The following is a 24,348-nucleotide window of genomic DNA, read 5'->3' on the forward strand; positions in this document are numbered from 1 at the left end:
GTCAGGCTCCTGCGAAGGCGCGCAGCTTCCAGCGCTCGCCTTCGAGCGCGGCGCGCAGGCTCCGGGCCATTTCAACCGCAAGCGGCGAATCGCCGTGGACGCAAACCGAATCGATCTGCGTCGGCAGGAGTTTGCCGCTAATGGTTCTCAGACCGCCGCTCGCGAGCATGTCGCGCACGCGGGCGCAGGCTCTTTCGATATCCTCGATCACCGCGCCTTCTTCCGATCGCGGCTGCAGGCGTCCGTCGTCCATATAGGCGCGATCGGCGAAAATTTCATTCACAACGCGCAGCCCCGCGCGCGCGCCGGCGTGCGTTTGCTCGGACAGCGCAATCGCGAGCAGCGCGAGCGACGGATCGACGCCGCGGACCGCGCGGGCGATGGCGTTCGCGACGTCGGCGTCGCGCTCGGCGATATTGGCGAGCGCGCCATGCGCCTTCACATGGGTGATTCGATGTCCGCTCAGAACCGCCAGCGCTTGCGCCGCGCCGAGCTGATAGGCGACCGCGCGCTCGATCTCCCGCGCGCTCATCGGCAAACTGCGCCGCCCGAAACCTGCGAGGTCCGGAAAGGCGACGTGGGCGCCGACGGCGACTCCCTTTTCCTTGGCGCGCGCAAAGGTCGTCGCCATGATGTCGGGGTCGCCGGCGTGGAAGCCGCAAGCGACATTGGCGCTCGTCACGATCTCGAGCATGGCGGCGTCGTCGCCCATGCGCCAATGGCCGAAACCTTCCCCGAGGTCGGCGTTAAGATCGATGGCGCGAGAGGCGGAAGTCATGAGAGATGCGAGTCGCCTTTGAAGAGGGGCCGCGAGATTGGCGCAACCGCGCTGCGGCGGCAATCCGCGACGCTCGGTCAGTCTGCGCCCGACAACTTCTTATGGCTTCAGCGCCGCGATTGTCGGCCTGTGACATAGCGATCCGATGCAGCGAAGATCGGCACAAACCCGCACAAATAGGGCAAGGTGGCGCTTGACAAAGACAGTGCCCTTTGGTGAAGCTATATCGCGGCGAAGCCGGAAAAAAGAGCCACTGGCTGGCTCAACGTGGGAGGAAAAAATATGCAGTATCTTATCCCGGGACTCATGCTCGCTATCGTCATCGGCGGCGCTCTCGTCGCGATGAAGATTGGCCGCTAAGGTCAAGAAAAGTAAGACCTTTACGTCCCATACGGTCCGTTGGCAAGCACCTGCTTGGCCTAAGCGTCGGCGTTGTTGCGCCAACGGACTGAGCTGCTCCGGTTCAGCTCTCGTTTCCCACCGGCCCCTCTTCCATCGTTGTTCGAACTACTCCGCCGCGAGCGCTTGCGGCGGCGGAAACGCGATTTCGATTAGCGTGCCCTCATTGTGACGGCTCTTAATGCTGAATGAGGCGTGATTTGCCTCTATCAAAGCCTTTGTCAGCGGCAGCCCAAGCCCCGTTCCGCTCGCCCTGCGCGATGCGCCAACCTGCCGGAACGGCTCCAAGGCGGTTGCGAGATCCGCGTCCGACATGCCGATCCCCGTGTCCTTGACCCGGATGACGACAGAGCCGGCGTCGTTCAGCGCGCTCGACACGATGACCTGACCGCCCGGCTCGTTGAACTTCAATGCATTCGACAGAAGATTGAGAAGAATCTGCTTGAGCGAGCGCGCATCGGCCCGCAGCGGCGGCAGGCCCGCCGCAAGCGCGAGACGCATGACGACGCGCCCCTGATTGGCCTGGGCCTGCATGATCGACGCGCATTCGGCGATGGTTGCATTGGCGTCGACGCGCGAGAACGAAAGCTCCATCTTGCCAGCTTCGATCTTGGAGAGATCCAATAGATCGTTGACGAGGGATAAGACATGCGCGCCGGAAGCGCGGATGTCTTTCAAATATTCCTTATAGCGGGGAGAGCCGATCGGTCCGAGACGCTCCTCCATCATCACTTCCGCAAAGCCCATGATGGCGTTCAGCGGCGTGCGAATCTCATGCGATACGCGGGTCAGGAAATCGGACTTCGCCGCATTGGCGCTTTCCGCTGCAAGACGCGCCGCTTCCAGCGCGCGGTCATCCGCAGATACGGCCTCCCAAGGCTCGGCGGAAACCAACACCATCGGCCTCCCATCGGCGAAGATCCGGCGCAGGCTGAGATCGACGGGGACGCTCCCGCGCAGCGGCGCTGTGGCCAGCGATACGCGCGCGTGAGCATGCGGCTGGGCGTCAGTAAAACGCTGACGGAGGATTTGCGCGTCGGATGGGCTGAGAAAAGACGCCAGGTCGCGGCTCTCAAGCGCTGGCGCCTGCGTCCCGAAGCAAGCTGCGAAGGACGCATTGGCTCTCACGATCACCCCGTCCGCCGCCACGATCGCAAGCGGCGCGCGCGAGAGGTCGAAAGCCGCGCCAAGCAGCGCGCTCTCGGACTTCGCCCGCGCAAGCTTTTCTTCGAGCGCGCGCGCGAGCGCCAGGGCGCTTTGCTCCGGGCCCGGCGCGATGAGTTCGAGATTGCGACGCGTCGGCGCTGCTGGCTCGTCGGGATCGGGCTCCGACGGCGCCGCGGCCTCCGCTGCGGGGATGACGAGATCGCCTTCCGTGAGCGCCCGCGCGATTTCGTCAAACGCCAAGCGTTCGCTCGAACTGAGCGCCTCTCCCACATCGACGCGCTGCGAAGCCGGCGCGCGCAGCATCACGACATTGTCGAGCGATGGCTCGAAGGCGTTCTCTTCAAAACTCGAATCGGCGCCCGTCGCCGCTGCGGGTTCGGCGGCGCGCGCGCGATTGATGCGCAACACGCCATAACCCTGATAGCCGAGAAACTGCCCTGCGGAATCCGTCATCTGCCGAGCGCCGAGCGTCGTCGGCACGCATCCGGCTTCCCCTTCGAAGGGCCATTCGACCTCGACGCCGCTCCACGCACGGCGCGAGACGACGGCGCGGACAAATGCAGCGTCGAGCGCAAGGGCTTGCGTCGCATCCTGCACTGAACGGCCAAGGATGTCGGCGGCTTTTTCACCCACCACGTCGGCGAGCGTGTGGGTCACGGCGGTGAATCGTCCTGCCGCGTCGGTCTTCCACAAAAAGCGCGGCGAACGCGCGCCATGTCGCGCCGCCAGGCTGCGGCGGAGGGCCGCCGTCTCATCGCTGACCCGCGCCTCAGCCGCGCGCGGTTCCTCAGCTGGCGAATCCGCGCGAACGCCAAGCGCCGCGATAACGAAACAGGCGCCGCTTTCCACGGCGAGGCTGCGGCAGAGAAAAGTGACCGTTTGCGGCTGCCCCGAAACACGAAAGCGCAGCCGCTCAAGGCGAAGACCTGGGCGGCGGCGCATGTCGCCGACCAGCTCGGCCAGGCGTCGCGGCCCCGGATCGTCGCCGCGAAACAGGCGTTCGGCGAGCGCGCCGGCGTCTTCGCCAAAGACCGCGCGGGCGGACTCGTTCAGAAAAGCAATGCGCAGGGGATCGCCGCCCGCCGCGACAATTGGCGCGCCGGAGGCGTCGAGCGCGGAAAAAACAGGATCCGCCGCCACGCAAGCGGCTGCTCGCGCGTCTTCCTCGAGGTCCTGCTGCGAACCGCCCATTGCCTACCGCCTCAACCGACGGTCTCGCCCGCCGCGCGCTTCTCAGGCGTCTCGTCGGCTCGACGCTAACGGATGCAAGCAAATTAGCCGCCGCCGCGCGCAAGGTCTATGATTGTCGCGCGCCTTTCATCGTATTTCTACGTTTCCTACTTCCCGATCTGCTGCGGCGCACAAAATTGTTGCATCGCAACATAAAATCGGGCAGTATGATTGGACTCGCCGGATCGCCGTTGGGGCCGGGCGCGACGCGGGTTAAATATGGTTTAGCGCGGCGCTTGTTTGATTTTTCACCGCACGGAGGTGCGCCATGGTCGAAGCTGTCTACCAAATTCCCACTGAAGTCCGCGATTTTGCGGAGAAGAGCGTCGAACAGGCGCGCAAGGCCTTTGAAGGTTTCGCCGGCGCCGCGCAGAAGGCGCTCGACACTTCGGCGGAGATCCCGTTCGGGCTGCCGAGCGCTAAGGATGTCAGCGTCAAGGCCCTGTCGTTTGCCGAGGCTAATGTCAACGCGGCCTTCGATCTGGCCCAGAAGCTCGTCCACGCCAAGGACCCGCAGGAAGTCTTCAAGCTTCAGTCGGAGTTCGTGCAGGCGCAACTGCGGGCGATCCAGGAGCAGACCACGGAGCTTGGCGCGAGCCTCCAGCGCACGACGACGAAGTCCTAACCGGGAGAAGCTCAATGGCCAATCCGCAGAACGGTTCCCAAAAGCCTAAGGCCCCGGAAACGAAACGCTTGGCCGCCGGCGTTCCGGAGGCCGAGACGGCTCCGACGGCGAACGAAGCTGTCAGCGCAGAACCGGCCCCCGCCCCTGTTGAAACGCAGACGCCGGTGATCGTCGCGGCTCCCTCTACAGCCCTCGCGATCTCCGAACCTCCAAAGCCCGCCGAAAGCGAGGCCGAAGGATTCGACCCTGCCCTCTGGCAGCAGAAGTCCATCGATCTCTGGGCGGAAAACGCCACTGCGTTCCTCGACTTCGCCGAGCGGCTCGCCAGCGCCAAGACGATCGACGAGGTGACGACCCTTCAGTCGCGTTTCGTGAGCGATCGGCTCGACACGCTGCTGCGGCAGTCGACCGAATTGATGACGCTCGCGCAACGTCTGCTGAGCTTCTCCATCACGCCGATCTACGGCGCGCGCGCGGCGTAACGCGAAAAGTGAGTTGATGTAGGAAGAGCGCCGCGGCGATGTCGCGGCGCTCTTTCTTTATAGCGTTGCGACGATCTTTTACAGCGTTGCGACGATCTTGGCGCGCAGCGCCGGCGTCACGTCCGGCATCACGCCGGTCCAGTCGCGAAACGCCGGGCGCGCCTGATGCAGCAGCATGCCGAGCCCATCGACGGGGGTTGCGCCATGTTTGCGGGCGGCCGCCAACAAGGGCGTCTCCAGCGGCGCATAAACGATGTCGGCGACGAGCGCCGATGTCGGCAGCGCCGCAAGCGACAGATCCAGCGGCGGCTGGCCGACCATGCCCTGGCTCGTCGCATTGACGAGAAGCCCCGCTCCGGCGAGCCCCGCCTCGCGTTCTTCCCAGCGCAACGCCGACACGCGCGACCCAAAGTCGGCGGCGAGAATTTCCGCCCGCGCCAGGGTGCGGTTGAACAGACGAATCTCGCGCGCGCCAGCCTCAAGCAAGCCATGGATGATCGCGCGCGCGCCTCCGCCGGCGCCGATGATGATGCAGGGCGCGCTTTCCGCGCGCCAAAGCGGCGCCGCCTCATAAAGCGACGCGATGAACCCGTAGCCGTCGTAATTGCGACCGATCAGAGCGCCGTTTCTTTCGACGACCACACAATTGACCGCCCCGATCCGCGCCGCCGAGTCATCGACATGATCGAGGAACCGGAGCGCCGTTTCCTTGTGCGGAATCGTGAGGTTGCAGCCGGCGAAGCCGAGCGCCGGCATGGCGCGCAACGCCGCCTCCAGCCGGCCGGGCTCGACCGGCAGCGGCGCGTAGCAGCCCTCGATCCCATATTGCGCGAACCAGTGATTGTGGATTTTCGGCGAGCGCGAATGCGCGATCGGCCAGCCCATGACCCCGGCGAGAACAAAGCGATGGCCGTTTGTCACGTTCTCGTCTCCACGTCTCGTCTCCAGCTCACGCGTCAGGGGCGACGGAAAATCCCGCGCCGCAAAAGGCGACGAGCGCAGCTTCATCCGCCGGCTCCTCGCGCAGCGCGTCGACTCGCGCGAGCCGTGGACCCCGCCGCGCCGCAGCGATCAGCGCCTCAAGCGCCGGGCGCGGCCCCGAGACGACCGACTCGACCGCGCCGTCGCGCCTGTTGCGCGCCCAGCCGGTGAGACCGAGCGCATCCGCCTCGCGGACGAGAAAGGCGCGATAGCCGACGCCCTGCACCCGGCCTTCAATGACGAGGCGTATGGTCTCCCGATCGCTCATGATTGGACCGCGATATTGTCGATGAGCCGCGTCGCGCCGAGCTTCGCCGCCGCCAGCAGACGAATGGGACCATCCGCGAGCGAGGCGACCGGAGCGAGCGTCTCGGCATGGCGCGCTTCGAGATAGTCCACCTCGAATCCCCGCTCGGTAAGCGCGGCGCCCGCGCCTGCCGTCGCCGCGCCGATGTTCTCGCCAGCAAGGATCTGATGCGCCGCTTCTCTCAGCGCGCCGTGCAATTGCTTTGCGCGTTCACGGTCCTCGCGTGAAAGATAGACGTTGCGCGAAGACATGGCGAGGCCGTCGGCCTCGCGCAAAGTCGGCGCGCCGAGAATTTCGGTCCCGATGTCGAGATCGCGCGCGAGACGCTTGATCACGAGGAGCTGCTGGTAGTCCTTCTCGCCGAAGACCGCGACGTCGGCCTGCGCCTGATTGAGGAGCTTCGTCACCACCGTCGCGACGCCGGAAAAATGCGTCGGCCGAAATCGATCTTCGAGGTCGGCGGTCGCCGGCCCCTCGAGCACGACTTTCGTCGAAAAGCCGGGGGGATAGATCTCGTCGACGGACGGCGCGAAGACGAGATCCGCGGCGACGCTGCAAAGCTTCTCGACATCCGCCGCAAGCGTGCGCGGATAGCGCGCGAAATCTTCGTTCGGGCCGAACTGCGCCGGATTGACGAAAATCGTGACGACGACGCGGTCCGCCGCTCGACGCGCTGCGTCCACGAGCGACAGATGGCCGGCGTGGAGCGCGCCCATGGTCGGCACGAGGCCGATGCGCTCGCCGGCGGCGCGGCGCGCGCGCACATAGCGGCGCAGTTCGTCGACCGCGCCGACGATCGGCGTTTTTGCATTCATGATCGTCGCCCTGATTGCGGAGCGGAAAGCAAGCTCGATAGATAGTCGACATACGGGCCCGGCAGCCCTTGCGCGCGCGCCGCGGCGATGACCGCCTCGAAGTAGCCGCGGGGCGCCGCGCCAAGATCGGGCCGCGCGCCGACATAGGTCAGCGCGAGAACCGAGCCGACCGGTTCGCGCAGAATCGGCAAATTTTTCTTGGCGTAAAGACCACGGGCGACGTCTTCATAGCGATCGAGCGACGCCACGTCGCCGACCGCGACGTCCCACAGCACGCCGTGAACGCTCGTGCGGCGGTCCGGCGCGACGCTGACAAAGCCCGAAGGCATCAGAATCGTCCTGTAGCCCGCAAGCCGTCCGCGACCGAGCCGCCGGGAGCGGGGGCAGCGACCCGCCATGGCGGCGGCGTCCATGTTGGAGCCATAGGCGAAGTAGAGGGGCACGCGCAAATCCGGGTCGCGAAAAACACGACGCGTGCTATATCACGACGAACGCGGAAGGGTGGCCGAGTGGTTTAAGGCACCGGTCTTGAAAACCGGCGTGGGGGCGACTCCACCGTGGGTTCGAATCCCACCCCTTCCGCCAGTTCAGAACTGAAGTAGCGCGCCGCCGGTAGCCGGTTTACACCTGTGTACGCAGTAGCGAGGCAGTACAACGCGTTCGTATCGCTCCCGGTAATGGCGACTTGGTGGTCTTCCCGGACGTTGGTCGTTTCTAATTGCAGTCGTTCCCTTCTGCACGAACCAAAGCGCTTCGTTGACACATCATATATGATGTGTCATCTGATCGCGATGGTGAATTCGTCTCTTATCACGAATGAGCGGCAGGAGCGGGAAGTTAGCGCGCTGATCGACCAGATCAGCCAAGCCCTGTCGTCCGATCAAGTTCTACAGCAAATTGTCGATGGCCTCCCGCCGGAGGTGCTGGATGGCGTCCGGCGTTCCTTGATAGCGGAGCGGCAAGAACTCATCGAGAGTCTGGAGGCGTATCGCACGGCGCAAGGCGGGGATGTGACAGCGCTCAAGGCGCGTGCTGGTAACGATCTTGGCGCATTGCTCGTCGCTGCCAGGGTAGCGAAAGGATGGAAGCAAAAGGAACTGGCTCGCCGCCTCTTTCTGCCCGAGCAACAGATTCAGCGATACGAAGCCGAGAGGTATCGGAGCATCAGCCTTTCTGGCTTACAGCGCGTCGCGCGGACGCTTGGCATTCGCCTCACAGCCCACATAGATCAACCTTTACCAGACCCGTGGCTTCCGTCCTATGAGATGCCATCGAGTGAGCTGCAAAAGGTTCTCAAGCACGCGCGAGAGAACGGCTGGCTGGACAAGGCCGACCAGTCCGACGACAGCGGCATTAGCCAACTCCGACGCACTGTTGCCGAGCATGTCGGTGAATATGGGACGCCTTCGCTGTTGCGGACCGGATTGAACGTCCACGATCTATCGAAGGACTGGTTTCTGCTGGCTTGGAAGGCTCAGGTCACACGGAACGCCCTGCGGCAGATTCAGCGGAAGAAGCCAAGATTCCGGCCTCTCAATATGTCTTGGCTTAGCCAACTTGTTAAGCTGAGTGCCTTTGATGATGGTCCTGCACGGGCCAAAGAAATGCTTGCTGAGCAGGGCATAATTCTGGTCATAGAATCCCAGATTTCGGGAATGCGGGTCGATGGTGCCGCATTTTTGATAGGTGAGCACCCGGTCATCGGCCTCACGCTGCGGCTCGATGCGATCGACAACTTCTGGTTCACCCTCATGCACGAGTTGGGTCATGTCATTCTGCACTATCGCACAGGATTGGCTTCGGGATTTTTTGACGATTTTGAGCACATTGAGATCGACGAAATAGAAGAAGAGGCAAACCGTTTCGCACAGAATATGCTCATTCCTGAGGCGGTCTGGACAAGGTCGCCTGCACGGATAGCAAAGACTGTTGAGCCGATTGAGCGGCTGGCAAAGCAATTGGAAATCTCTCCGGCTATCATATTTGGGCGGCTTCGGAAGGAACGTGAGAACTACAAGATCTTCTCTGACAAGATTGGCCGGGGTCGCGTTCGCAAGCACCTTCTCGCCAGGACGAATGAGGTGAACGATGAGCCGGTTTGATAGGTTTCTGTATTGCAGCGCCCTACGGATGAAGGCCGGGGAATTGGAGGGCGTCCGCCAGTTGGCCGCCGATGTGGCTGACAGTGTTTTGCCGCGCTTTATCGTTCCGCCAAAGAAAGAGCGGAATGACGCGGAGCCGCTGCTGATTGAATTGGAAGAGATGCCGGACATCAGCGTGGCGCTTTCGGCGCACTGGCGTGATCGTCCCGCCCTCATCGACACAACCTACATCATTGATGAATATGGTCGGGATAGCCTTGCGGGTTGGTTGCCCAATATGTTCAAGCGCGCTTGGGCAGCCGATGTTCACGCTATTCCAGTTGCACAGATTTCGGACTTGGGTGACACCGAAATTCCTGCGTTCAAAGCAGCGGTTCCCGATCAAGGGCCGTTGAAATTCGCTATCTGCGTTTCGTCTGACGAGATGGTCGGGTCGACGCTGAGCTCAACAATCCTTCATATCTTGAATGCGCTGGGCTTGAGTGCGGCCGATTGTGCGGTCTTGGCGGATTTCAGCGGAGCCGAATTGTCGAACCCGTCCGTCGTCGCGCCGATCATCAGCGATGCCTTGCAGACCCTGCAGGAAATCGGGCCGTGGCGACATGTCATTTTTCAGGGGACGCACTACCCGGAGGTCAACCCAGCAAAGGATGGCAATGTTGAAATATGGCCCAGAAATGAATGGTTAGCGTGGCAAGAGGCCGTCCATTTTGATCCGTCCACCGCTGAATATATGATCTTCGGTGACTATGCTGCGGACTGTGCGAAGATGAGCTTTGGGGGAGCTAGCGTTCCCGCAATTCGCCATCTTCGTTATACCACGTCCGGCGCTTGGCGGGTTCAGCGCGCGGTGAAGGAAGGCTCCGACAAGCAGCGCATGCGCGCAGTCTGTAAAGCCATTTGCGATAGCGGTGATTTTGCGGGCGATGGCTTCTCCAATGCTGATGCCTTCATCGCAAGGGTGGCGAATGATCCTGCTGCGGGGCCGGGCAACTCGACGACATGGCGACAGCTCAACACCACGCATCATATCACTCAAGTGGTGAGCGATATTGCCAAGGTGCGCGGCATTTCGATCAAAAAAGCTCCGGCGTCGGAAGAGGTGCAGTTCAGCCTGATTGATTGAGTGCGAGCCCGACATCTAAGCCGCACTTTCTTATAGTAGTTTATAGCGTAGACATCGTTCTCATCTTCATCGCTCTTAACCCGCCACGCGCGCAGCGCCGACGCTACTTCAAGACGGCGCAGGCGACGCGCGCGCCGGCGCCGCCAATCGGCTGCGACATGTGGTCGTCGGGGCTTGCATGCACCACGATCGCCGATCCGTCCGCGTCCAGAAGATTGGTTTTACCGCCGCTCAAGGACACGCCCTCAACGAACATTTCCGCCTGCGCGGCGCCATCGGAATATGCATAGACATTCGGCAGATCCGCTGGGTGCGGCCCCTTGGGATTGAGGAACCCATGTTCGGCATTTGACGGATTGATATGGCCCTTCGAGTGCATGAATTTTTCGATGTCGGAACAGTCGCCAACTTCGTGCAGATGGACGCCATGCCAGCCCGGCGCGAGCGCGCCCGGCCGCAGCATGACGCGAAGAACGACCCCATGCGGCCCCTGTTTGGCTTCGATGGAGCCGATCCCCTTCCCTTTGTTGTCGACGACGTCGGCGGTTCGCTCCTCCGCGCGTGCAAAGCCGCTCATGAGCGCGATTGAAACTAAGGCGAGGACAAGTTTGTCGAACATGTTTCTCTCTCACGTCTTTGGAACCGGCGGTCGTCGCGGCGTCGCAGGATATTACGCGCGCCAGCACAGTTCCAGGCTCTCCGACCACTGTTGTTTAAGTTCGACTGGATAAAGAGTGAATGCGGTCAAAGCGAATATAGATCCAGCGCCCCCGACAGACGCGTGCGATATTGTTCGAGCCGAGCTTTGTCCTTTTCCGCAGCGGCCCGCTCGACATAGGGCGCGTAATTGATGAGGTTGATCGCCTTGATGATCGGGGCCATTTCGCGGACCTTATCCTCCTTCAGCCCATAGCCGATGAGAAATTCCTGCTTGGCGTCGACCGAGAGATCATGAAGCGCCATCGATAGATCCCAGTAAGGCGCGACGTTGGAGGCGCAGCATTCCCAGTCGATCACGGCCGTGATCGCGCCGGACTCGTCAGCGACAACATTCTTTAGCCGCATGTCGCCGTGGTTGAGAACGGGCGACGGGTCCCAGCGCTCCATGTCGCGAACAATCGACCGTAGACGTTTAAGCTGGCCGGCGTCGAGCATATCCTGCGCATCGAGCAGGTCGACGCGCGCTTCAACTTTCAATTCGCCCTGCAGATATTCCTTCCAGGTCTCTTTGCGCGAGAGCTGATTGTCCGACCAATCAAACGTTTGGCCAAAGCCCGATGTCTTCACCGAGTGGATCAGAGCGGTCAGTCGCCCCATTTCGCGCAAAATTGTGAAGCGTTCTGGATGATGCGTCGCCTCCTGCCCCTCGACCTTCGGAAGCACCATATAAGGCATGCCGATGACGTCGGCGCCGACCTCCAGAATTTTCGCGGTCGGCACGCCAGCCTCGCTGGCCTTGGCGATCGCCCATTGCTCCTTGAGATAATCCTTTAGCTTGTCCGGGGTCGTGTTCATGCGGACGATGAAATCACCTTTGGCATGGCGGACCTCGAACACGAAATTGGTGATGCCGCCGCCGCGCGCGACAACGCGCTTTGGTTTCGATCCGAGGTGATGCTCGATAATTTTGCCCGCATTGGATCGCGCCTTGCGCGGATCGATTGGCGCTTCTTGCGCAGCGGTCATTGCAGCGCCTCGCTCTCCAGCCCGCCAAGGCGAGACAGCAGTTCGCCAAGCTCCTGGGAGCTTTCAATCTTCACCGTCCGCAGCAGGCCCTTATATTCCAGATCGCGCGACCCGACATGGACGGCAAGGCCGACGCCGGAAAGAAATGAATCCATCTGCGTGTCGCCGCAGCCAACGGAGGCCTGCAAGTCGACGCCGAGCCGCTCGGCAATGGCGCGCACCCCGGACAATTTGTCGACGCCCTTGCGCGTCGCGAAATTCGAGCGCTTGACGTGCTGATAGGCCATCAGGCGATCCTGCGGGGCTTCGACGAGCAGAAACATCATGCAGATGTCCTGGGCCATCAGGGAATCGCGAAGATCGTCCAGCGAGAGGCAGACGATCGACGACGCGCTCGTGTATTTTGCCTGAAGATGGGGGATCTTCTCCCTGACAGGCGTCCAGATCGTCTCGCCGACCGTCCAGTCGCGCGTGTAGTAGAAGACAAGAAGGTCGTCGACCCCATTCGCAAGCAGCCCGCGCACGCCGGTCAGCACCTCGTCAATTTCCACTGGCTCAAGCGGAAAAGCGTCGAGCTCCTCGAAGACGATGTCTCCTGCCGCATCTTCTCTGAGATAGCCGACGACGCCGCCGTTGAGCGAGACGAGCGGCAAAGGCGCATTCGTGATCGAATACCACTCGCGTCCGAAGGTGCGGATGACGTTCAGCGGAAACCGCAGCGTGTTCAGCACAATGGGGCGGCCAAGATCATTGAGGCGCTTCAGGCCGCAAGCGACCGGATCTGGAATGATGATGCGGCCTTCAAACTCGTGCACCGCGGTACCGTCGAGGTCTGTTATGAGCGCGCCCGCTCCGGTGAAATTGGTCTCCGCCAGAAACGCCCTGAGCTCTTCGTCGATTTGCTCCCTAAGCGCCATTCCCGTCCTCCATCCTCTGTCGCCGCTTTTCGTCCAAGCAGCGGGCTTTCGCATCGAGACCGGAGACATGGTGATCGCGCCTGCCTTAACCAGACGAAGGCCCACAGGTCGGCGTGCGCTTGGCGGCGGACACTCTGTCCTATGTGGCGCCGATGCGCTTAAGCGACAGCCCTTGATTCCTAAAATCTTCGCACCCGATCGCGCGCGAAGATTGCGCTTGGACGGCGCGGTCGGGCGGCCTGGCCGGCGCTTGTTGCGCAATCCGTCGGGCGCCCACTTGCTGCGCCGTGACAGATCTCTCGTCGCAGTGAAGCAGCATGAACGGCGAGAGCTTTGCCGAGAGGAGTTGTCTTATATGTCCTTCATCCTTATCGAGATTTTCTGCTACGGTTCTATCCAGACGTTATTTTTGAAGCTGACTCCTTGGGCGCCGCCAGAGTTCGTTCGAATTCAGACGGGCGTGAGGAGGCGAGGAGGCCAGCATTGGAGGCTGTCATACGCTGCGTTGCGCGCAACAAAACGAAACAACCGCGCCAGAATCTCGACACAGCTGTGCGGAACTTTCGGTTTGGAACTCGCCGCTGGCTCGAAGCCGCGAGTAGGTGAACTCTCCGACCTTGAACAAACCCGCATCAAGCGCGGCCGATAGGCGATGGATCCTAGTCGTCGAGGACGACGAGGATATTCGATCGCTGTTATCGAAATATCTCAGCGACAACGGGTTCGAGGTGAGGCTTGCCCGTGACGGCGAACAGATGGACGAGGTTCTCGCAAGCGCGCGGGTCGACCTTATCGTGCTCGACGTCAACCTTCCCGGTGAGGATGGATTTTCCATCTGCATGCGCTTGCGAAACACGGGAAGTCCGCCATTGATCATGTTGACCGCGCGCGGCGAAGACACGGACCGTATACTTGGCATCGAACTTGGGGCGGACGATTATCTTGTCAAACCCTTCGTTCCGCGTGAACTGCTCGCGCGCATCGGGGCCGTCCTCCGGCGGACTGCGCCGGATATTGAGTCGTCCCAGAAAATCAGCGCCTATAGCTTTTCTGGCTTCTTCCTGGACTCTTCCACACGGCGCCTGTTGGGCCCGACCGGCGTGCGGGTGATCCTCACGAGCACGGAATTCGACCTGTTGCTGACGCTCTGCCGCAATCCCGGAAAAATTTTCTCGCGCGACGAGCTGAAGGCGTCGTCCACGACCGAGCGGAGCGTGGACATCCTGATAAGCCGGCTTCGTCAAAAGATCGAGAATGACCCGCGAGACCCGACGCTCATTCAGACGGTCCGCTCGATGGGCTATACGTTCACGGCGAAAGTCAACGTCCAGTGAGAACATCTGCGCTCCGAAACATCAATGTGCAGCTGGGACTTCTCCTCCTCCTATGCGTCGGCCTGTTCCACGCGGCGGTGACGACGATCCTTTTCCTGTCCGAACCCTCTCCCGGCCACCCTCGCGACCTGAGCGCCTCCATTGTCGTGGCGGCTTTAACCGCGTTGGACGCCGCCTCCGCGGCGGAAAGGCCAGCCATCGCAACAGGTTTTAACGAGAACTTTCCGGGGTTTCACGTCGCGCTATCAGAGCCGGGAGTCGTCGCGCGCAACGGGGCGCAGCCAGTTTATTTTCGGTTTCGCCTCCCCGTCGGAGTCGAGATCGCAGCGCACGATGACAACAAGCGATTTAGCGGGTCGTTGCACGATGGGCAGCAATTCCTGCTCGACGCCCCGATTCGGCCTTCCGGCTTTCCGCGGTTCGCGATCGTCACCCTGGGCTTCGTCGCGGTGAGCTTGTTCATATTCTCCCTATGGGCCGCGTTGTCGCTTACGCGGCCCCTAACGAATTTCGCGGACGCCGCCGAATCCTTCGGCCTCGACAGTGTTCCGGCGCAGCTCGCGGAGACAGGCCCCGAAGAGGTCCGCAAGGCGACGCGGGCCTTCAATCGCATGCAGCGTCGTATCGCCGAAATGGCCTCTCAGCGAACGCGGATGTTGACGTCGGTGAGCCACGATCTTCGGACCCCGATCACGCGGATGCGTCTTCGCGCCGAATACATTGAGAGCAGCGAAACGAAAGCGAAACTGCTGCGGGACCTCGACCAGATGGAGGCGATGGTCGGCGGCTGCCTCGACTATCTGCGCGGTGGTTTCCAGCAGGAGATCGTCGCGCTGGATCTGGCGAGCCTGCTGCAGGCGATCGTCGATCAGTTCGCCGATGTGGGAGCCAACGCGCGCTACGACGGAATCGATCACGTCAATGTTCTGGGCAGTCCGGACAATCTCGAACGCGCATTCTCCAACCTGATCGACAATGCGGTGAAACACGGGGAGAACCCTGAAATCCGAGTGCTCGAAAGCGATGACGCGGCGGTCGTCGAGATCGCCGACAGGGGGCCAGGCATCCCACGAGAAAGAAGGGATTTGATGCTGGAACCCTTCGAGCGCGGAGACGTCGGCGCGTCCTCGAACACAAAAGAGGGCTTCGGGCTCGGCCTGGCGATCGCGCGCGCGATCGTGGAAGCCCACTGCGGACGCCTTACGCTGGATGAGCGGACCGGCGGCGGCCTGATCGCGAGGGTGTCGCTGCCCAAAACCAACCTCGAAACAAATCGAAACGAATCGAGCAAATAAATGTCCCCTGAGAGTTCGACCTTGACGTCCAAAGGAGGTCGTCGGGATGTCGATACATCAATCAGGTTCGGGCCGCGCCGCGCTATCGGGAAAAACAGTCGCAGTCGTGCATCCTGCGTGGCATTCCTGCGGAACGCATCAGGTTATCGCTAGTCAGATAGGCGCCTACAAAAAACTCGGCGCGCGTGTGCTTTCCATTGCGCTTATGGACGATGTCACGCCCTCGGTCGGCCGCGGCGCACGCTGGAAAGATTACAGAGCGCATAGTCGGGATCTCGCCGCCGACGAGAGATATGAATCGTCCGCCACGATCCCTGACCTCTTCAAGACAACGCTCCTGAAGGACGGCTGGTGGCCCTTAACGCATGGCGACCAGGCCACTTGGCTGGTGGAGCTGATGAAGCGCGCGCGTCTTCCCGAAGCGCTCGATACGAACGCTATCGACCTGATTCACGCCAACCACTTTTTTGTCTTGCCTTTCGCTGAGAAGATGCGCGAAAGGCGCAGTATTCCTATTGTCCTCGACACCCACGACATTCAGGCTCGGCAATACGAACTCCGCAATCGTGCAGGCTTTAGCATCCCGCCATACGTTGGCTATACGCGCATGCTTGCCGTCGAACTCGATTGGATCAAGCGCGCCGACGTTTGCATTCACTTGAATTCGGAGGAGCATGCGGCGTTTGAGCAGCTTCTGCCTCTCGCTCAACACGAACTGATCTATCCCTCGATAGCCCCAGCGGCGCCTCACGACAATGGCGATCGCGCTATTTTCGTCGCTGGCAACAACGCAGCCAACTACATCAGCGTTCGATGGTTTTTGAAATATATTGTGCCGCGCGTGCCCGAAATATCGATTTCAATTTTTGGCGATATCGCCGATGGCGTGAAACGCCATGACAGACTCTTGTATAAAAAGCATCGCAATCTATTCCGTGGCAGAGTCGCGGAAATACAATCAGCCTACGCCGATGCAGCGATCGTTCTCCTCCCCACCAGAGAAGGGCACGGCCTTTCGATCAAAACCGTCGAAGCTCTCTCCAGCGGACTGCCGGTCGTCGCGACGTCGAAGGCTTTCAGGGGCATGGGGATCGATCCATCACAGCTTCGCAACGTTTTCATCGCGGACGACGCCAGCGAATTCGCCGCCGCCATGACGAAGCGTCGTGGGTTGAGCGAACGAAGCGATCCGATGACGAGCGATACGCGCGCATTATACGAAGAGAGATACTCATCTGAGCGTTATGCGAGCCGGCTCGGCGATATCGCAAGCAGGTTGATGGCTCGTATGCAAGCGAAGTGAGCCGACGCAATCGGCGCTCTCTTCTCTCGCCGCGAAGGGCCGCGGCAAAGAAAACCAATATGAAAACACCCCAATCTTCCGAGGCGGCACGCGTCCGCGCGCTCGGCGTACACTCTGGAGAAGAGCAAGATGGCGCAGGAAATTGAACACGAAAGCGAGGTCGCGCTTTTTCTCGCGTCGCAGATTCAGCTAGAGAACCTCGAAATGAAACGCAAACGCATGGCGGATGCGCTCGATCCAGTAACAGCTCTCGTCTATTTCAAATTGAGAGAATTTTACTGGACTGTGACCAAGCAGCTCGGACTTGGTCATCTGCACAATGGATCGAGGTCTCGTGACCGCTTGAGACTCAGGCGTCGGCCTCTGTTGCCAACAGAACTCGCCTCGGACGACACGCTCTCCTCAATCTCCTCTTGCCGCATTTTCATCGATGTAACGCCGACGCTACGTGTTGGAGGGAAAACCGGCGTTCAGCGCGTCGTTCGCGAAATCGCCAAGAGAGCGATCCAGGATCGATTTGCGCTACCCGTCGTTGTGGAAAATGGCGAACTTCTTTCCTACTACGATCATCCGTTGCTCCCGGCCTCGATCACGTTCAGGGAAGGCGACAAATTCATGCTCCTCGATGCGAGCTGGGGCATTATTTCGGAGCATCTGCCTCTTGTTCAGCGTCTCGCCGATGTGGGCGGACAGCTCATAACGGTCGTGCATGACCTGATCCCCTTGATCCATCCGCTCAGCGTCACGCCGCGAATGACCGAGGAATTCAAAGAGTGGTTCGAAAACCTCGTGCTGAAAAGCGATCGCATCATATGCGTCTCAAAGAGCACTGCGATGGATTTGATCGCTTATGTCGCGCGCAAAGACCTCGCTACCAAGCCGACACTTCGCATCGGCTGGTGGCGACTGGGCGCGGATTTCGACGACGAAGAGAATTTCTCACTTTCTTCCGAGGCCAAACTCGTGACCACAAGCGAAACGCCTTACTTTCTGAGCGTGGGCACTCTTGAACCGCGCAAATGCTATCCGATCGCGCTTGACGCTTTCGAACGTCTTTGGTCGCGCGGGATCGACGCGCGTTACGTCATCATTGGCCAAGCAGGCTGGCAAAGCGAATCGCTCCAGTATCGCATCAAACAACACGGCGAATTTGGGCGACGCCTCCTTTGGCTCGATAAGGCGAGCGACGCCGATCTTCACCACTGCTATACCCATGCGCGCGCATTGGTTTATCCATCCATGATCGAAGGATTTGGCCTCCCGCTTGTTGAAGCGGGTCGTTACGGGCTTCCCGTCATCGCCTCAGATTTGCCGGTGTTCCACGAAATCGGCGGAGACCACGTCCGCTATTTCAATTTACTGGACTCGATCGACTTGGCTGACAAAATCGAGGAGCTCTATCGAGAGCCGATCAAAAAAGAAAAAATGCCTATTTATTCCTGGGACGATTCTGCGCGCAGTCTCGCCAATCTCATCTTGCATGACGCCTATCAGACCCGAACTGAGGTGGTCCTCGCCTGATTTCCAGTTCAGCGTTTATCCAAGCGGCAAGACGCACGTGCTTCAAATTTTCCTCGCAGCCACCGCGTCGCTCAGGCGTGGTTTTGTGAAGCCGATCTCGCAACGCGAATAGGCTCCATGTCACGCACGTAACGACTTTGTCGAGATAGATATTGGTCGGCGAGTCGCGCCAGCCCTACGCAATACGATCATGGATCTTCATAAACAACGATCTCCGACCTTACTTATGAATGCGCTGGCGACACAAGATCGATCACGGCCTTCTTGCGTGCCCCCGAGTGGTCCGCCGCGAGCACGAGATAGACCGCGGGCAGAACAAACAGCGTGAACAGGGTGCCGATGGAAAGGCCCGAGGCGATCACCAGACCCATGTTGAAGCGCGACGCCGCGCCCGCGCCCGCCGCCATGACGAGCGGCATGACGCCGAGCACCATCGCCGCGGTGGTCATCAGGATCGGACGCAGCCGAATGGAGGTGGCCTGCAGGATCGCTTCCCGTTTCGACATGCCGCCGTGTTGCAATTCATTGGCGAACTCCACGATCAGAATGCCGTGTTTGCTGATCAGCCCCATCAACGTCACCAGACCGACCTGCGTGTAAATATTGATGCTCGCGCCGCCAAAGCCGAGCAAGATGAAAACCAGCGCGCCGGCGATCGACATTGGGACGGATACGAGAATGATCAGCGGATCACGGTAGCTCTCGAATTGCGCGGCCAACGCCAGAAAGATGATGATGAGGGCGAAACCGAACGTCACCGCGAAGCCGCTCGACTCCTGGATGAACTGACGCGAGGGTCCGGCATAGTCGATCGTATAGGTCGCGGGCAATGTTTGGCGCGCGACTTCTTTCAGCGTATCGAGCGCCTCGCCGGCGATCACGCCAGGCGCGGCCACGCCGGAAATCGTCACCGAATTAATCTGCTGGAAGTGATTGAGCGACTCGGGAACGATGGCGGTTTCGAGCTTGGCGACAGTCGACAGCGGCGCCAAGGAGCCGTCCACCGTCTTGATGTAATAGTTCAAGATCTGATCCGGATTCAGTCGAAACCGTTGGGCGACCTGCGGAATGACTTTGTACGAACGGCCGGCGAGCCCGAAATATTGCGTATAGCCGCCGCTCAGCGCGGTGGTGAGCGCGCCGCCGACGTCGATCATTCTTAGGCCGAGTTGCGCGGTCTTTTCGCGGTCGATGACAAGCGACAACTGCGGCTGATCGATCTTGAGATCGGTGTCGAGGAACATGAACTTTCCCGTCGCCAGAGCTTTCGACAGGAGTTCACGGGAGATGCCGTCCATCTTCTCGAAAGGGTCGGTGCTCTGGAAGACGAATTGAATCGGCAAGCCCATCGAGCCGGGGAGCGGCGGCGGCTGGAAGGCGACGAAGCGCACGCCCGCAACGGCGCTCAGCTCCTGCTGGAGCATATGCTGCAAGTCCTCCGCCCCGACCTTGCGCTCGTCGGATGGCTTGAGCACGACGCCGGACAGATTCGCCGCCGGCGAATTGATCTGGAATACGCTGTCGGTCTCTGGATGTTTGGCGATGATTTTATAGGCCTGATCGGCGTAGTACAGCTTTTGCTGGAGAGTGGCGTTGGGCGCCGGAGTCGCCTGCGCCAGAATGATGCCCTGATCCTCGTTTGGCGCCAGTTCGCTCTTGGCGCTGGCGTAGAGCCAATAGATGCTGGAAAGCACCAGCCCGCCGAAGACGAGCGTTACCGGCACGTAATTGAGAGAGGAGTCCAGCAGGCGATGATAGCGGTCTCGGACGGCGTCCATCCGCGCATCGATAAAGCCGACGATGCGGGACTCAAGCGTCTCGTCGCCTCGCTTCGGCGGCTTGAGCGCGAGAGCGCAACTCACGGGCGACAAAGTGAGCGCGACGACGCCCGACACGGTGACCGCGGCCGCGAGAGTGAAAGCGAATTCGACGAAGAGCGCGCCCGTGAGGCCGCCCTGGAAGCCGATCGGCACGTAGACGGCGATCAGCACGATCGTCATGGCGATGATCGGTCCGGCGAGTTCGCGCGCCGCCAGCAGCGCGGCGTCGACAGGCGTGAGGCCTTCGCCGAGATGCCGGTTCACGTTTTCGACGACGATGATCGCGTCGTCGACCACGAGGCCGATCGCCAGCACCAGCGCCAGAAGCGTCAGCAGATTGATCGAGAAGCCGAAAGCGAGAAGAAACGTCAGCGAGCCGATGAGCGAAAGCGGGATCGCCATAATCGGGATCAGCACCGAGCGCCATGAACCCAAAAACACGAAGACGACCGCGGTGACGATGAGGACCGCTTCGATCAGCGTGTGAATCACCTCGTCGATGGAGCTGTTCACGAAATTCGTCGTGTCGTAGACGATCTCGCTATTCAAGCCTTGTGGCAGCGCTTTGACAATTTCGGGATAGGCGTCTTTGACGCCTTTGACGACATCAAGCAAATTCGCGTTCGGCGCCACGAGAATGCCGATGTAGACCGCCTGCTTGCCGTCGAATGAGACCGAAGACTCATAGTCGTCCGCGCCGAGCGTGACATTGGCGACGTCGCGCAGCTTCACATTGGCGCCGTTCGCCTGCTTGACGACGAGGTTGCGAAACTCCTCGAGCGAATGGAGCGAGGTCGCCGCCGAGAGATTGACCTGAACCCATTGGCCCTTGGTCGAGCCGAGGCCGGCGATATAGTCATTGGCCTGGAGAGACGCCGCCACTTCGCTGGCGGTGAGTCCATAGGCGGCGAGCTTCACCGGATCGAGCCAGGCTCTGAGCGCAAAGGTCTTGCCGCCGATGAGTTCCGCCGTCTGCACGCCCGGCACCGATTGCAGACGCGGCTGCACGACGCGGATGAGATAGTCCGTCACCTGGCTCGGCGTGAGGATGTCGCTGTTGAAGCCAATGTACAGGGCGTCGGTCGTTTGGCCGATCTTGACGGTGATGACCGGACGCTGCACGGCCTGCGGCAATTGGTTGATCACCGAATCGATCTTGGTGCTGATCTCGGTGAGCGCCTTGCCGGAATCATAGTTCAACCGCAGATTGGCGGTGATCGTGCTTATCCCGATCTGACTCGTCGAGGTGAGATAGTCGATGCCATTCGCCTGCGCGACGGCGTTTTCGAGCGGCGTCGTGACGAAGCCGGCGACGGTCGCCGGATCGGCGCCAAAATAGTACGTCATCACCGTGACGACGGCGTTTTGCGTGCGCGGATATTGCAGCACGGACAGAGTCGCCAGCGATCTCAGGCCAAGCACCAGGATCAGCAGGCTTAGCACGCTGGCGAGCACCGGGCGGCGCACGAAAATGTCGGTGAAACGCATCTTGCGAAATCTCCGTTCACTGATCCACGGGCTTGGGATAGGCGTCGACAGGCGGCGACGGCTCTTGCGATAGGGCGAGCGGCGCGCCGTTGCGCAGTTTGACCTGACCGGCCGTGACGACCGTGGCGCCTTCGGGCACCCCTTCGAGCACCGAGACTTCGTCGCCGCGCGCCTCGCCGAGCCGAACGAAGGCTTGATGCGCGACGAGCCCGGAGCCTTGCGGCGCCTTCTTATCGGCGCTCTCCTCGCTTTTCTGCGCAAGGAACACCGAATTGCCAAAGGGCGCATAAACGATCGCCGTTTGCGGCAGCGTGATCAGGCGTTGAGGCTTGCCGGTCGCGATTTCCACCGAAGCGAACATGCCGGGCCGCAGCTTGCGTTCGCCATTGGCGAGGCTCGCGCGAATCTGCACGTTGCGACTCGCCAGATCCACCTTGGAGCTGATGGCGTCGATCTTGCCCGTAAAGCTTTGGCCAGGAAAGGCGTCGACCGTCGCGGCGATGGTTTGTCCGACCGAGACGCCATTCAAGTCCTGCTGCGGCAGGACAAAGTCGAGAAAGATCGGATCGAGCGCCTGCAAAGTCACGATCACCGTTCCGGCGCCGATATATTGGCCAAGATCGATCTGGCGGATGCCGAGCCTTCCGGCGAAGGGCGCGAGCAGGGTCTTTTGCGCGATCACCGCCTCCTGCTGCACGACCTGGGCGTTGGCGCTTCGCAGATTGGCGATGTCCGTATCCACCGTCGCCTGACTCGCGGCGCGGATTTTGAGCTGCGACTGGTCGCGGCGCAGGTTGATGGCGTTGAGCTCCGCGGTGGCTTTCAAGGCTTCGAGCCGGGCGTTGTCCGTATCCTTGCGCAGCTCGATGAGAATTTGCCCCGCCTTGATGTCCTCGCCCGACTGGAAGTGGATCTTCTCGACGATGCCCGAAGTTTCGAGCGCGAGATCCGCGCCATTGACGGCGCGGAATGTGCCGATGGCGGAAAACTTCGGGCGCCATTCCCGATAGGTTGCCGTCGTCACCGACACGGTCTGCGGCGGATTGGCCATGGAGGCGAGGAACCGCCCGATCATCATCGAGCGGAAACTGACGAAGCCGTAAAGAGCTGCGAACACGAGGGCGACGATCGCCAGCATGATCATCATGGGCTTGAACATCGATCCGAGACGGTCTTGCAAAAGCGTGTTAACGGGCACGGGAGCGTTCCTCAGCCTCGGCGCGTATCGCCGCTGCGATCGGCAGGGTTGAAATGAGGTCGGTGGGTTTGGGAAGCGACGCCGGCGTCTCGTCGAGGCGATTCCACCACCCGCCGCCGAGCGCCTGCATCAGCGCCGCGGTATCGGAGAAGCGCGCCGCCTGCGCCTGGACGCGATTGAGACGGACGCTGAGCAGGGTCTGCGCGGCGTTGAGCACCGTCGGATAGGTCGTCGAGCCAGCCAAATATTGGGCTTGCGAAATATCCAAGCTTTCGGCGGCGGCCTTTTCGGCCGCAACCTGCGCACGCAGCGTTTCCGCGTCATGCTTGATCGCCTGCAAGGCGTTGGCGACATTCTGGAAGGCGCTGATCACGGTCGCGCGATATTGCGCTTCCGCCTGTTCCAGCGCGGCGAGCTTCGCCTCGCGCTGATGGAATAATCTGCCGGCGTCGAACGCCTGGCCGGAGAGCTGCGTCGCCAGATTGTAGACAGAGGTCTGCGGCAAAAACAACTGCGCGAAATTCGACGCCTGACTGCCGCCATTGCCCGTCAGCGTGAGCTGCGGCAGCATATTGGCCGTGGCGACGCCGACATTGGCGCTCGCCTGATGCAACTGCGCCTCCGCCGAAAGAACGTCGGGACGCTGGCGCACCAGATTGGACGGCAGGCTGAGCGGCAGATCACGCGGCAGATGCAGATGCTCGATGTCGATCGCTTCGCCCTTATCGTCATTGGGAAAGCGGCCGAGATAGGCCATGAGCTGATTACGCGTCTGCGCGCGCGCTTTTTCGAGCGGCGGCAGCGTCGCTTGCGCCTGCGCGACGAGCGCCTTTTCCGACACCACGTCGGCCGCGCTCACGGCGCCGAGCTCGAAGCGCTTCTGCAATATGTCGAGTTGCTTCTGATAGGCGGCGATGAGATCGCGCGTGACCTTGATCTGCGACGCGTAGTTGGAATCGGCGATCGCAGCGGTCACCACATTGGCGGCCAGCGCCAGATAGGTCGCCTCAAGCTGGAATCGCTGATACTCGGCCGCGGCGAAATCGCTCTCGACCGTACGCGTCGTCTTGCCGAAGACGTCGGGCGTGAACGACACGGCGACATTCGAATTATGGAGCGTATAAAGTATCGCCGTCGCCCCGCTCGACGACGAGCCTTGCGATCCGCTCGACGAGGAGCTTTGCGAGAAGCCGCCGAACTGCGCCGTCGTCATTTGCGTGCGCGCCACGCTCTGGGTCAGAGTGGCCGACGGAAAGAAGGACGCCGCATCGGCTTCCGTCGTTTCGCGCGCCTGGCGCAGCGCCGCTTCGGCGGCGGCGATGTTGGGATGATTGGTGACCGCCTCGGCCACCAGCGCCGAAATCTGCTTGGAGCGGAACAGTCGCCACCATTCGCCCGGAATGTCGCGGCCAGGAACGAGCTTTTGGGCGCCGCCGCCCGCGATGGGCGCTGACTGGGTAATGTTCGCTGGCTTGCCCGCCGCATAGCCCGCGTCCAAGGGCGCCTCGGGCGCGGCAAAATCCGGGCCCACAGCGCAGCCGGAAAGAAACGCGGCGAGCAGAAGCCCGAGCGCCGCCGCCCTGCCCTTTGCGCGGATCAATATCCCTCGGCGCCGATCGCTCTGGGCGATGTTTCGCGCCTTCGGACTTTCGAGCGTAAGAGCGAGGCGATCCCCCACATGCGGGTTGAGCAACGGCCGGGATATTTGAGGCGCCCTCCATCTCATATCGGACCCAGGTTAAACTGAACGGTTCAGTTTTATGCTTGCCCTTTG

General features: G+C 61.2%; 21 protein-coding genes and 1 tRNA gene. 10 read left to right on the forward strand and 12 right to left on the reverse strand.

From position 1 onward, the window contains the following. Position 1: 1 nt before the first annotated feature. Together IYY11_RS12000 and IYY11_RS23305 are read right to left on the reverse strand one after the other, a co-directional pair. Positions 2 to 778 carry a LamB/YcsF family protein gene (locus IYY11_RS12000; RefSeq protein ID WP_196404075.1) on the reverse strand — a complete coding sequence of 259 codons (777 nt, stop codon included), beginning with the start codon at positions 776 to 778 and terminating at the stop codon, positions 2 to 4. A 507-nt stretch (positions 779 to 1,285) separates the two neighbouring features. After that, positions 1,286 to 3,535, reverse strand: coding sequence for a PAS domain-containing sensor histidine kinase (locus tag IYY11_RS23305; RefSeq protein WP_196404076.1), 2,250 nt, complete (start codon positions 3,533 to 3,535; stop codon positions 1,286 to 1,288). 307 nt (positions 3,536 to 3,842) lie between these two features. Here IYY11_RS23305 and IYY11_RS12010 point away from each other — a divergent pair, with 307 nt between their 5' ends. Both IYY11_RS12010 and IYY11_RS12015 read left to right on the forward strand, forming a co-directional pair. Next, the gene (locus IYY11_RS12010) at positions 3,843 to 4,199 is read left to right on the forward strand and encodes a phasin (protein ID WP_196404077.1); all 357 of its coding nucleotides are present in this window, start codon (positions 3,843 to 3,845) and stop codon (positions 4,197 to 4,199) included. Between the two features lie 14 nt (positions 4,200 to 4,213). After that, positions 4,214 to 4,681: a phasin family protein gene (locus IYY11_RS12015; protein ID WP_196404078.1), complete on the forward strand. Its 468-nt coding sequence runs from the start codon at positions 4,214 to 4,216 to the stop codon at positions 4,679 to 4,681. 78 nt (positions 4,682 to 4,759) lie between these two features. On the opposite strand, the gene IYY11_RS12020 is transcribed toward IYY11_RS12015, so the two are convergent. Genes IYY11_RS12020 through IYY11_RS12035 form a run of 4 tightly spaced genes read right to left on the reverse strand, consistent with a single transcriptional unit; the run spans position 4,760 to position 7,233 of the window. Further along, positions 4,760 to 5,602 carry a shikimate dehydrogenase gene (locus IYY11_RS12020; protein WP_196404079.1) on the reverse strand — a complete coding sequence of 281 codons (843 nt, stop codon included), beginning with the start codon at positions 5,600 to 5,602 and terminating at the stop codon, positions 4,760 to 4,762. 28 nt (positions 5,603 to 5,630) lie between these two features. Then, positions 5,631 to 5,930, reverse strand: a complete 300-nt coding sequence (locus IYY11_RS12025; RefSeq protein WP_196404080.1) for an acylphosphatase — start codon at positions 5,928 to 5,930, stop codon at positions 5,631 to 5,633. Next, positions 5,927 to 6,784, reverse strand: coding sequence for a pantoate--beta-alanine ligase (gene panC, locus IYY11_RS12030; protein WP_196404081.1), 858 nt, complete (start codon positions 6,782 to 6,784; stop codon positions 5,927 to 5,929). Before panC ends, IYY11_RS12025 begins: the two co-directional genes overlap by 4 nt. Further along, positions 6,781 to 7,233, reverse strand: a complete 453-nt coding sequence (locus tag IYY11_RS12035) for a gamma-glutamylcyclotransferase family protein (RefSeq protein ID WP_196404082.1) — start codon at positions 7,231 to 7,233, stop codon at positions 6,781 to 6,783. The genes panC and IYY11_RS12035 overlap by 4 nt, the downstream gene beginning before the upstream one ends. Before the next feature lie 46 nt (positions 7,234 to 7,279). Here IYY11_RS12035 and IYY11_RS12040 point away from each other — a divergent pair. The 3 genes from IYY11_RS12040 (at position 7,280) to IYY11_RS12050 (ending at position 10,012) form a co-directional block, all read left to right on the forward strand. After that, positions 7,280 to 7,369 (forward strand) — tRNA-Ser (locus IYY11_RS12040). 185 nt (positions 7,370 to 7,554) lie between these two features. Continuing rightward, positions 7,555 to 8,886, forward strand: coding sequence for an XRE family transcriptional regulator (locus tag IYY11_RS12045; RefSeq protein ID WP_210331331.1), 1,332 nt, complete (start codon positions 7,555 to 7,557; stop codon positions 8,884 to 8,886). Continuing rightward, positions 8,873 to 10,012: a beta family protein gene (locus IYY11_RS12050; RefSeq protein ID WP_196404083.1), complete on the forward strand. Its 1,140-nt coding sequence runs from the start codon at positions 8,873 to 8,875 to the stop codon at positions 10,010 to 10,012. Before IYY11_RS12045 ends, IYY11_RS12050 begins: the two co-directional genes overlap by 14 nt. 103 nt (positions 10,013 to 10,115) lie before the next feature. On the opposite strand, the gene IYY11_RS12055 is transcribed toward IYY11_RS12050, so the two are convergent. From IYY11_RS12055 to IYY11_RS12065, 3 genes are all read right to left on the reverse strand, one after another. Continuing rightward, positions 10,116 to 10,631 carry a superoxide dismutase family protein gene (locus IYY11_RS12055; protein WP_196404084.1) on the reverse strand — a complete coding sequence of 172 codons (516 nt, stop codon included), beginning with the start codon at positions 10,629 to 10,631 and terminating at the stop codon, positions 10,116 to 10,118. A 125-nt stretch (positions 10,632 to 10,756) separates the two neighbouring features. Continuing rightward, the gene (locus IYY11_RS12060) at positions 10,757 to 11,698 is read right to left on the reverse strand and encodes a phosphotransferase family protein (RefSeq protein ID WP_196404085.1); all 942 of its coding nucleotides are present in this window, start codon (positions 11,696 to 11,698) and stop codon (positions 10,757 to 10,759) included. Then, a complete protein-coding gene (locus IYY11_RS12065) occupies positions 11,695 to 12,615 on the reverse strand; it encodes an HAD family phosphatase (RefSeq protein WP_196404086.1) in 921 nt (306 codons plus the stop codon). The genes IYY11_RS12060 and IYY11_RS12065 overlap by 4 nt, the downstream gene beginning before the upstream one ends. Positions 12,616 to 12,970: 355 nt before the next feature. On the opposite strand from IYY11_RS12065, the gene IYY11_RS12070 reads away from it, so the two are divergent. The 5 genes from IYY11_RS12070 to IYY11_RS12090 all read left to right on the forward strand — a co-directional run bounded on the left by IYY11_RS12070 (position 12,971) and on the right by IYY11_RS12090 (position 18,068). After that, positions 12,971 to 13,264 (forward strand): hypothetical protein, encoded by a 294-nt coding sequence (locus tag IYY11_RS12070; protein ID WP_196404233.1) that lies wholly within the window; start codon positions 12,971 to 12,973, stop codon positions 13,262 to 13,264. Then, complete coding sequence (locus IYY11_RS12075) at positions 13,233 to 13,949, forward strand: response regulator (RefSeq protein WP_196404087.1); 717 nt, start codon at positions 13,233 to 13,235, stop codon at positions 13,947 to 13,949. The genes IYY11_RS12070 and IYY11_RS12075 overlap by 32 nt, the downstream gene beginning before the upstream one ends. A 449-nt stretch (positions 13,950 to 14,398) precedes the next feature. Further along, positions 14,399 to 15,244: an ATP-binding protein gene (locus IYY11_RS23840; RefSeq protein WP_409455255.1), complete on the forward strand. Its 846-nt coding sequence runs from the start codon at positions 14,399 to 14,401 to the stop codon at positions 15,242 to 15,244. Between the two features lie 46 nt (positions 15,245 to 15,290). Further along, a complete protein-coding gene (locus tag IYY11_RS12085; RefSeq protein WP_196404089.1) occupies positions 15,291 to 16,547 on the forward strand; it encodes a glycosyltransferase in 1,257 nt (418 codons plus the stop codon). A 129-nt stretch (positions 16,548 to 16,676) separates the two neighbouring features. Then, positions 16,677 to 18,068: a glycosyltransferase family 1 protein gene (locus IYY11_RS12090; RefSeq protein WP_196404090.1), complete on the forward strand. Its 1,392-nt coding sequence runs from the start codon at positions 16,677 to 16,679 to the stop codon at positions 18,066 to 18,068. 224 nt (positions 18,069 to 18,292) lie between these two features. On the opposite strand, the gene IYY11_RS12095 is transcribed toward IYY11_RS12090, so the two are convergent. The 3 genes from IYY11_RS12095 to IYY11_RS12105 are packed head-to-tail and all read right to left on the reverse strand — an operon-like array spanning position 18,293 to position 24,252. Further along, complete coding sequence (locus IYY11_RS12095) at positions 18,293 to 21,376, reverse strand: efflux RND transporter permease subunit (protein WP_196404091.1); 3,084 nt, start codon at positions 21,374 to 21,376, stop codon at positions 18,293 to 18,295. Between the two features lie 16 nt (positions 21,377 to 21,392). Continuing rightward, positions 21,393 to 22,535, reverse strand: a complete 1,143-nt coding sequence (locus IYY11_RS12100; RefSeq protein ID WP_210331341.1) for an efflux RND transporter periplasmic adaptor subunit — start codon at positions 22,533 to 22,535, stop codon at positions 21,393 to 21,395. Between the two features lie 28 nt (positions 22,536 to 22,563). Then, a complete protein-coding gene (locus tag IYY11_RS12105; protein WP_196404093.1) occupies positions 22,564 to 24,252 on the reverse strand; it encodes an efflux transporter outer membrane subunit in 1,689 nt (562 codons plus the stop codon). Positions 24,253 to 24,348 lie beyond the last annotated feature (96 nt).

The sequence above is a fragment of the Methylocystis sp. H62 genome, assembly GCF_015709515.1.
In the GTDB taxonomy this organism is placed as follows: Bacteria; Pseudomonadota; Alphaproteobacteria; order Rhizobiales; family Beijerinckiaceae; genus Methylocystis.

Excerpts from the sequence above, each read along its gene's own strand:
- IYY11_RS12100 (WP_210331341.1), bottom strand. The coding sequence starts at position 22,535 with ATGTTCAAGCCCATGATGATCATGCTGGCGATCGTCGCCCTCGTGTTC.
- IYY11_RS23305 (WP_196404076.1), bottom strand. The coding sequence starts at position 3,535 with ATGGGCGGTTCGCAGCAGGACCTCGAGGAAGACGCGCGAGCAGCCGCT.
- IYY11_RS12045 (WP_210331331.1), top strand. The coding sequence starts at position 7,555 with ATGATGTGTCATCTGATCGCGATGGTGAATTCGTCTCTTATCACGAAT.
- IYY11_RS12010 (WP_196404077.1), top strand. The coding sequence starts at position 3,843 with ATGGTCGAAGCTGTCTACCAAATTCCCACTGAAGTCCGCGATTTTGCG.
- IYY11_RS12060 (WP_196404085.1), bottom strand. The coding sequence starts at position 11,698 with ATGACCGCTGCGCAAGAAGCGCCAATCGATCCGCGCAAGGCGCGATCC.
- IYY11_RS12095 (WP_196404091.1), bottom strand. The coding sequence starts at position 21,376 with ATGCGTTTCACCGACATTTTCGTGCGCCGCCCGGTGCTCGCCAGCGTG.
- IYY11_RS12025 (WP_196404080.1), bottom strand. The coding sequence starts at position 5,930 with ATGAGCGATCGGGAGACCATACGCCTCGTCATTGAAGGCCGGGTGCAG.
- IYY11_RS12085 (WP_196404089.1), top strand. The coding sequence starts at position 15,291 with ATGTCGATACATCAATCAGGTTCGGGCCGCGCCGCGCTATCGGGAAAA.
- IYY11_RS12050 (WP_196404083.1), top strand. The coding sequence starts at position 8,873 with ATGAGCCGGTTTGATAGGTTTCTGTATTGCAGCGCCCTACGGATGAAG.
- IYY11_RS12065 (WP_196404086.1), bottom strand. The coding sequence starts at position 12,615 with ATGGCGCTTAGGGAGCAAATCGACGAAGAGCTCAGGGCGTTTCTGGCG.
- IYY11_RS12070 (WP_196404233.1), top strand. The coding sequence starts at position 12,971 with ATGTCCTTCATCCTTATCGAGATTTTCTGCTACGGTTCTATCCAGACG.
- panC (WP_196404081.1), bottom strand. The coding sequence starts at position 6,784 with ATGAATGCAAAAACGCCGATCGTCGGCGCGGTCGACGAACTGCGCCGC.
- IYY11_RS12090 (WP_196404090.1), top strand. The coding sequence starts at position 16,677 with ATGGCGCAGGAAATTGAACACGAAAGCGAGGTCGCGCTTTTTCTCGCG.
- IYY11_RS12015 (WP_196404078.1), top strand. The coding sequence starts at position 4,214 with ATGGCCAATCCGCAGAACGGTTCCCAAAAGCCTAAGGCCCCGGAAACG.
- IYY11_RS12000 (WP_196404075.1), bottom strand. The coding sequence starts at position 778 with ATGACTTCCGCCTCTCGCGCCATCGATCTTAACGCCGACCTCGGGGAA.
- IYY11_RS12055 (WP_196404084.1), bottom strand. The coding sequence starts at position 10,631 with ATGTTCGACAAACTTGTCCTCGCCTTAGTTTCAATCGCGCTCATGAGC.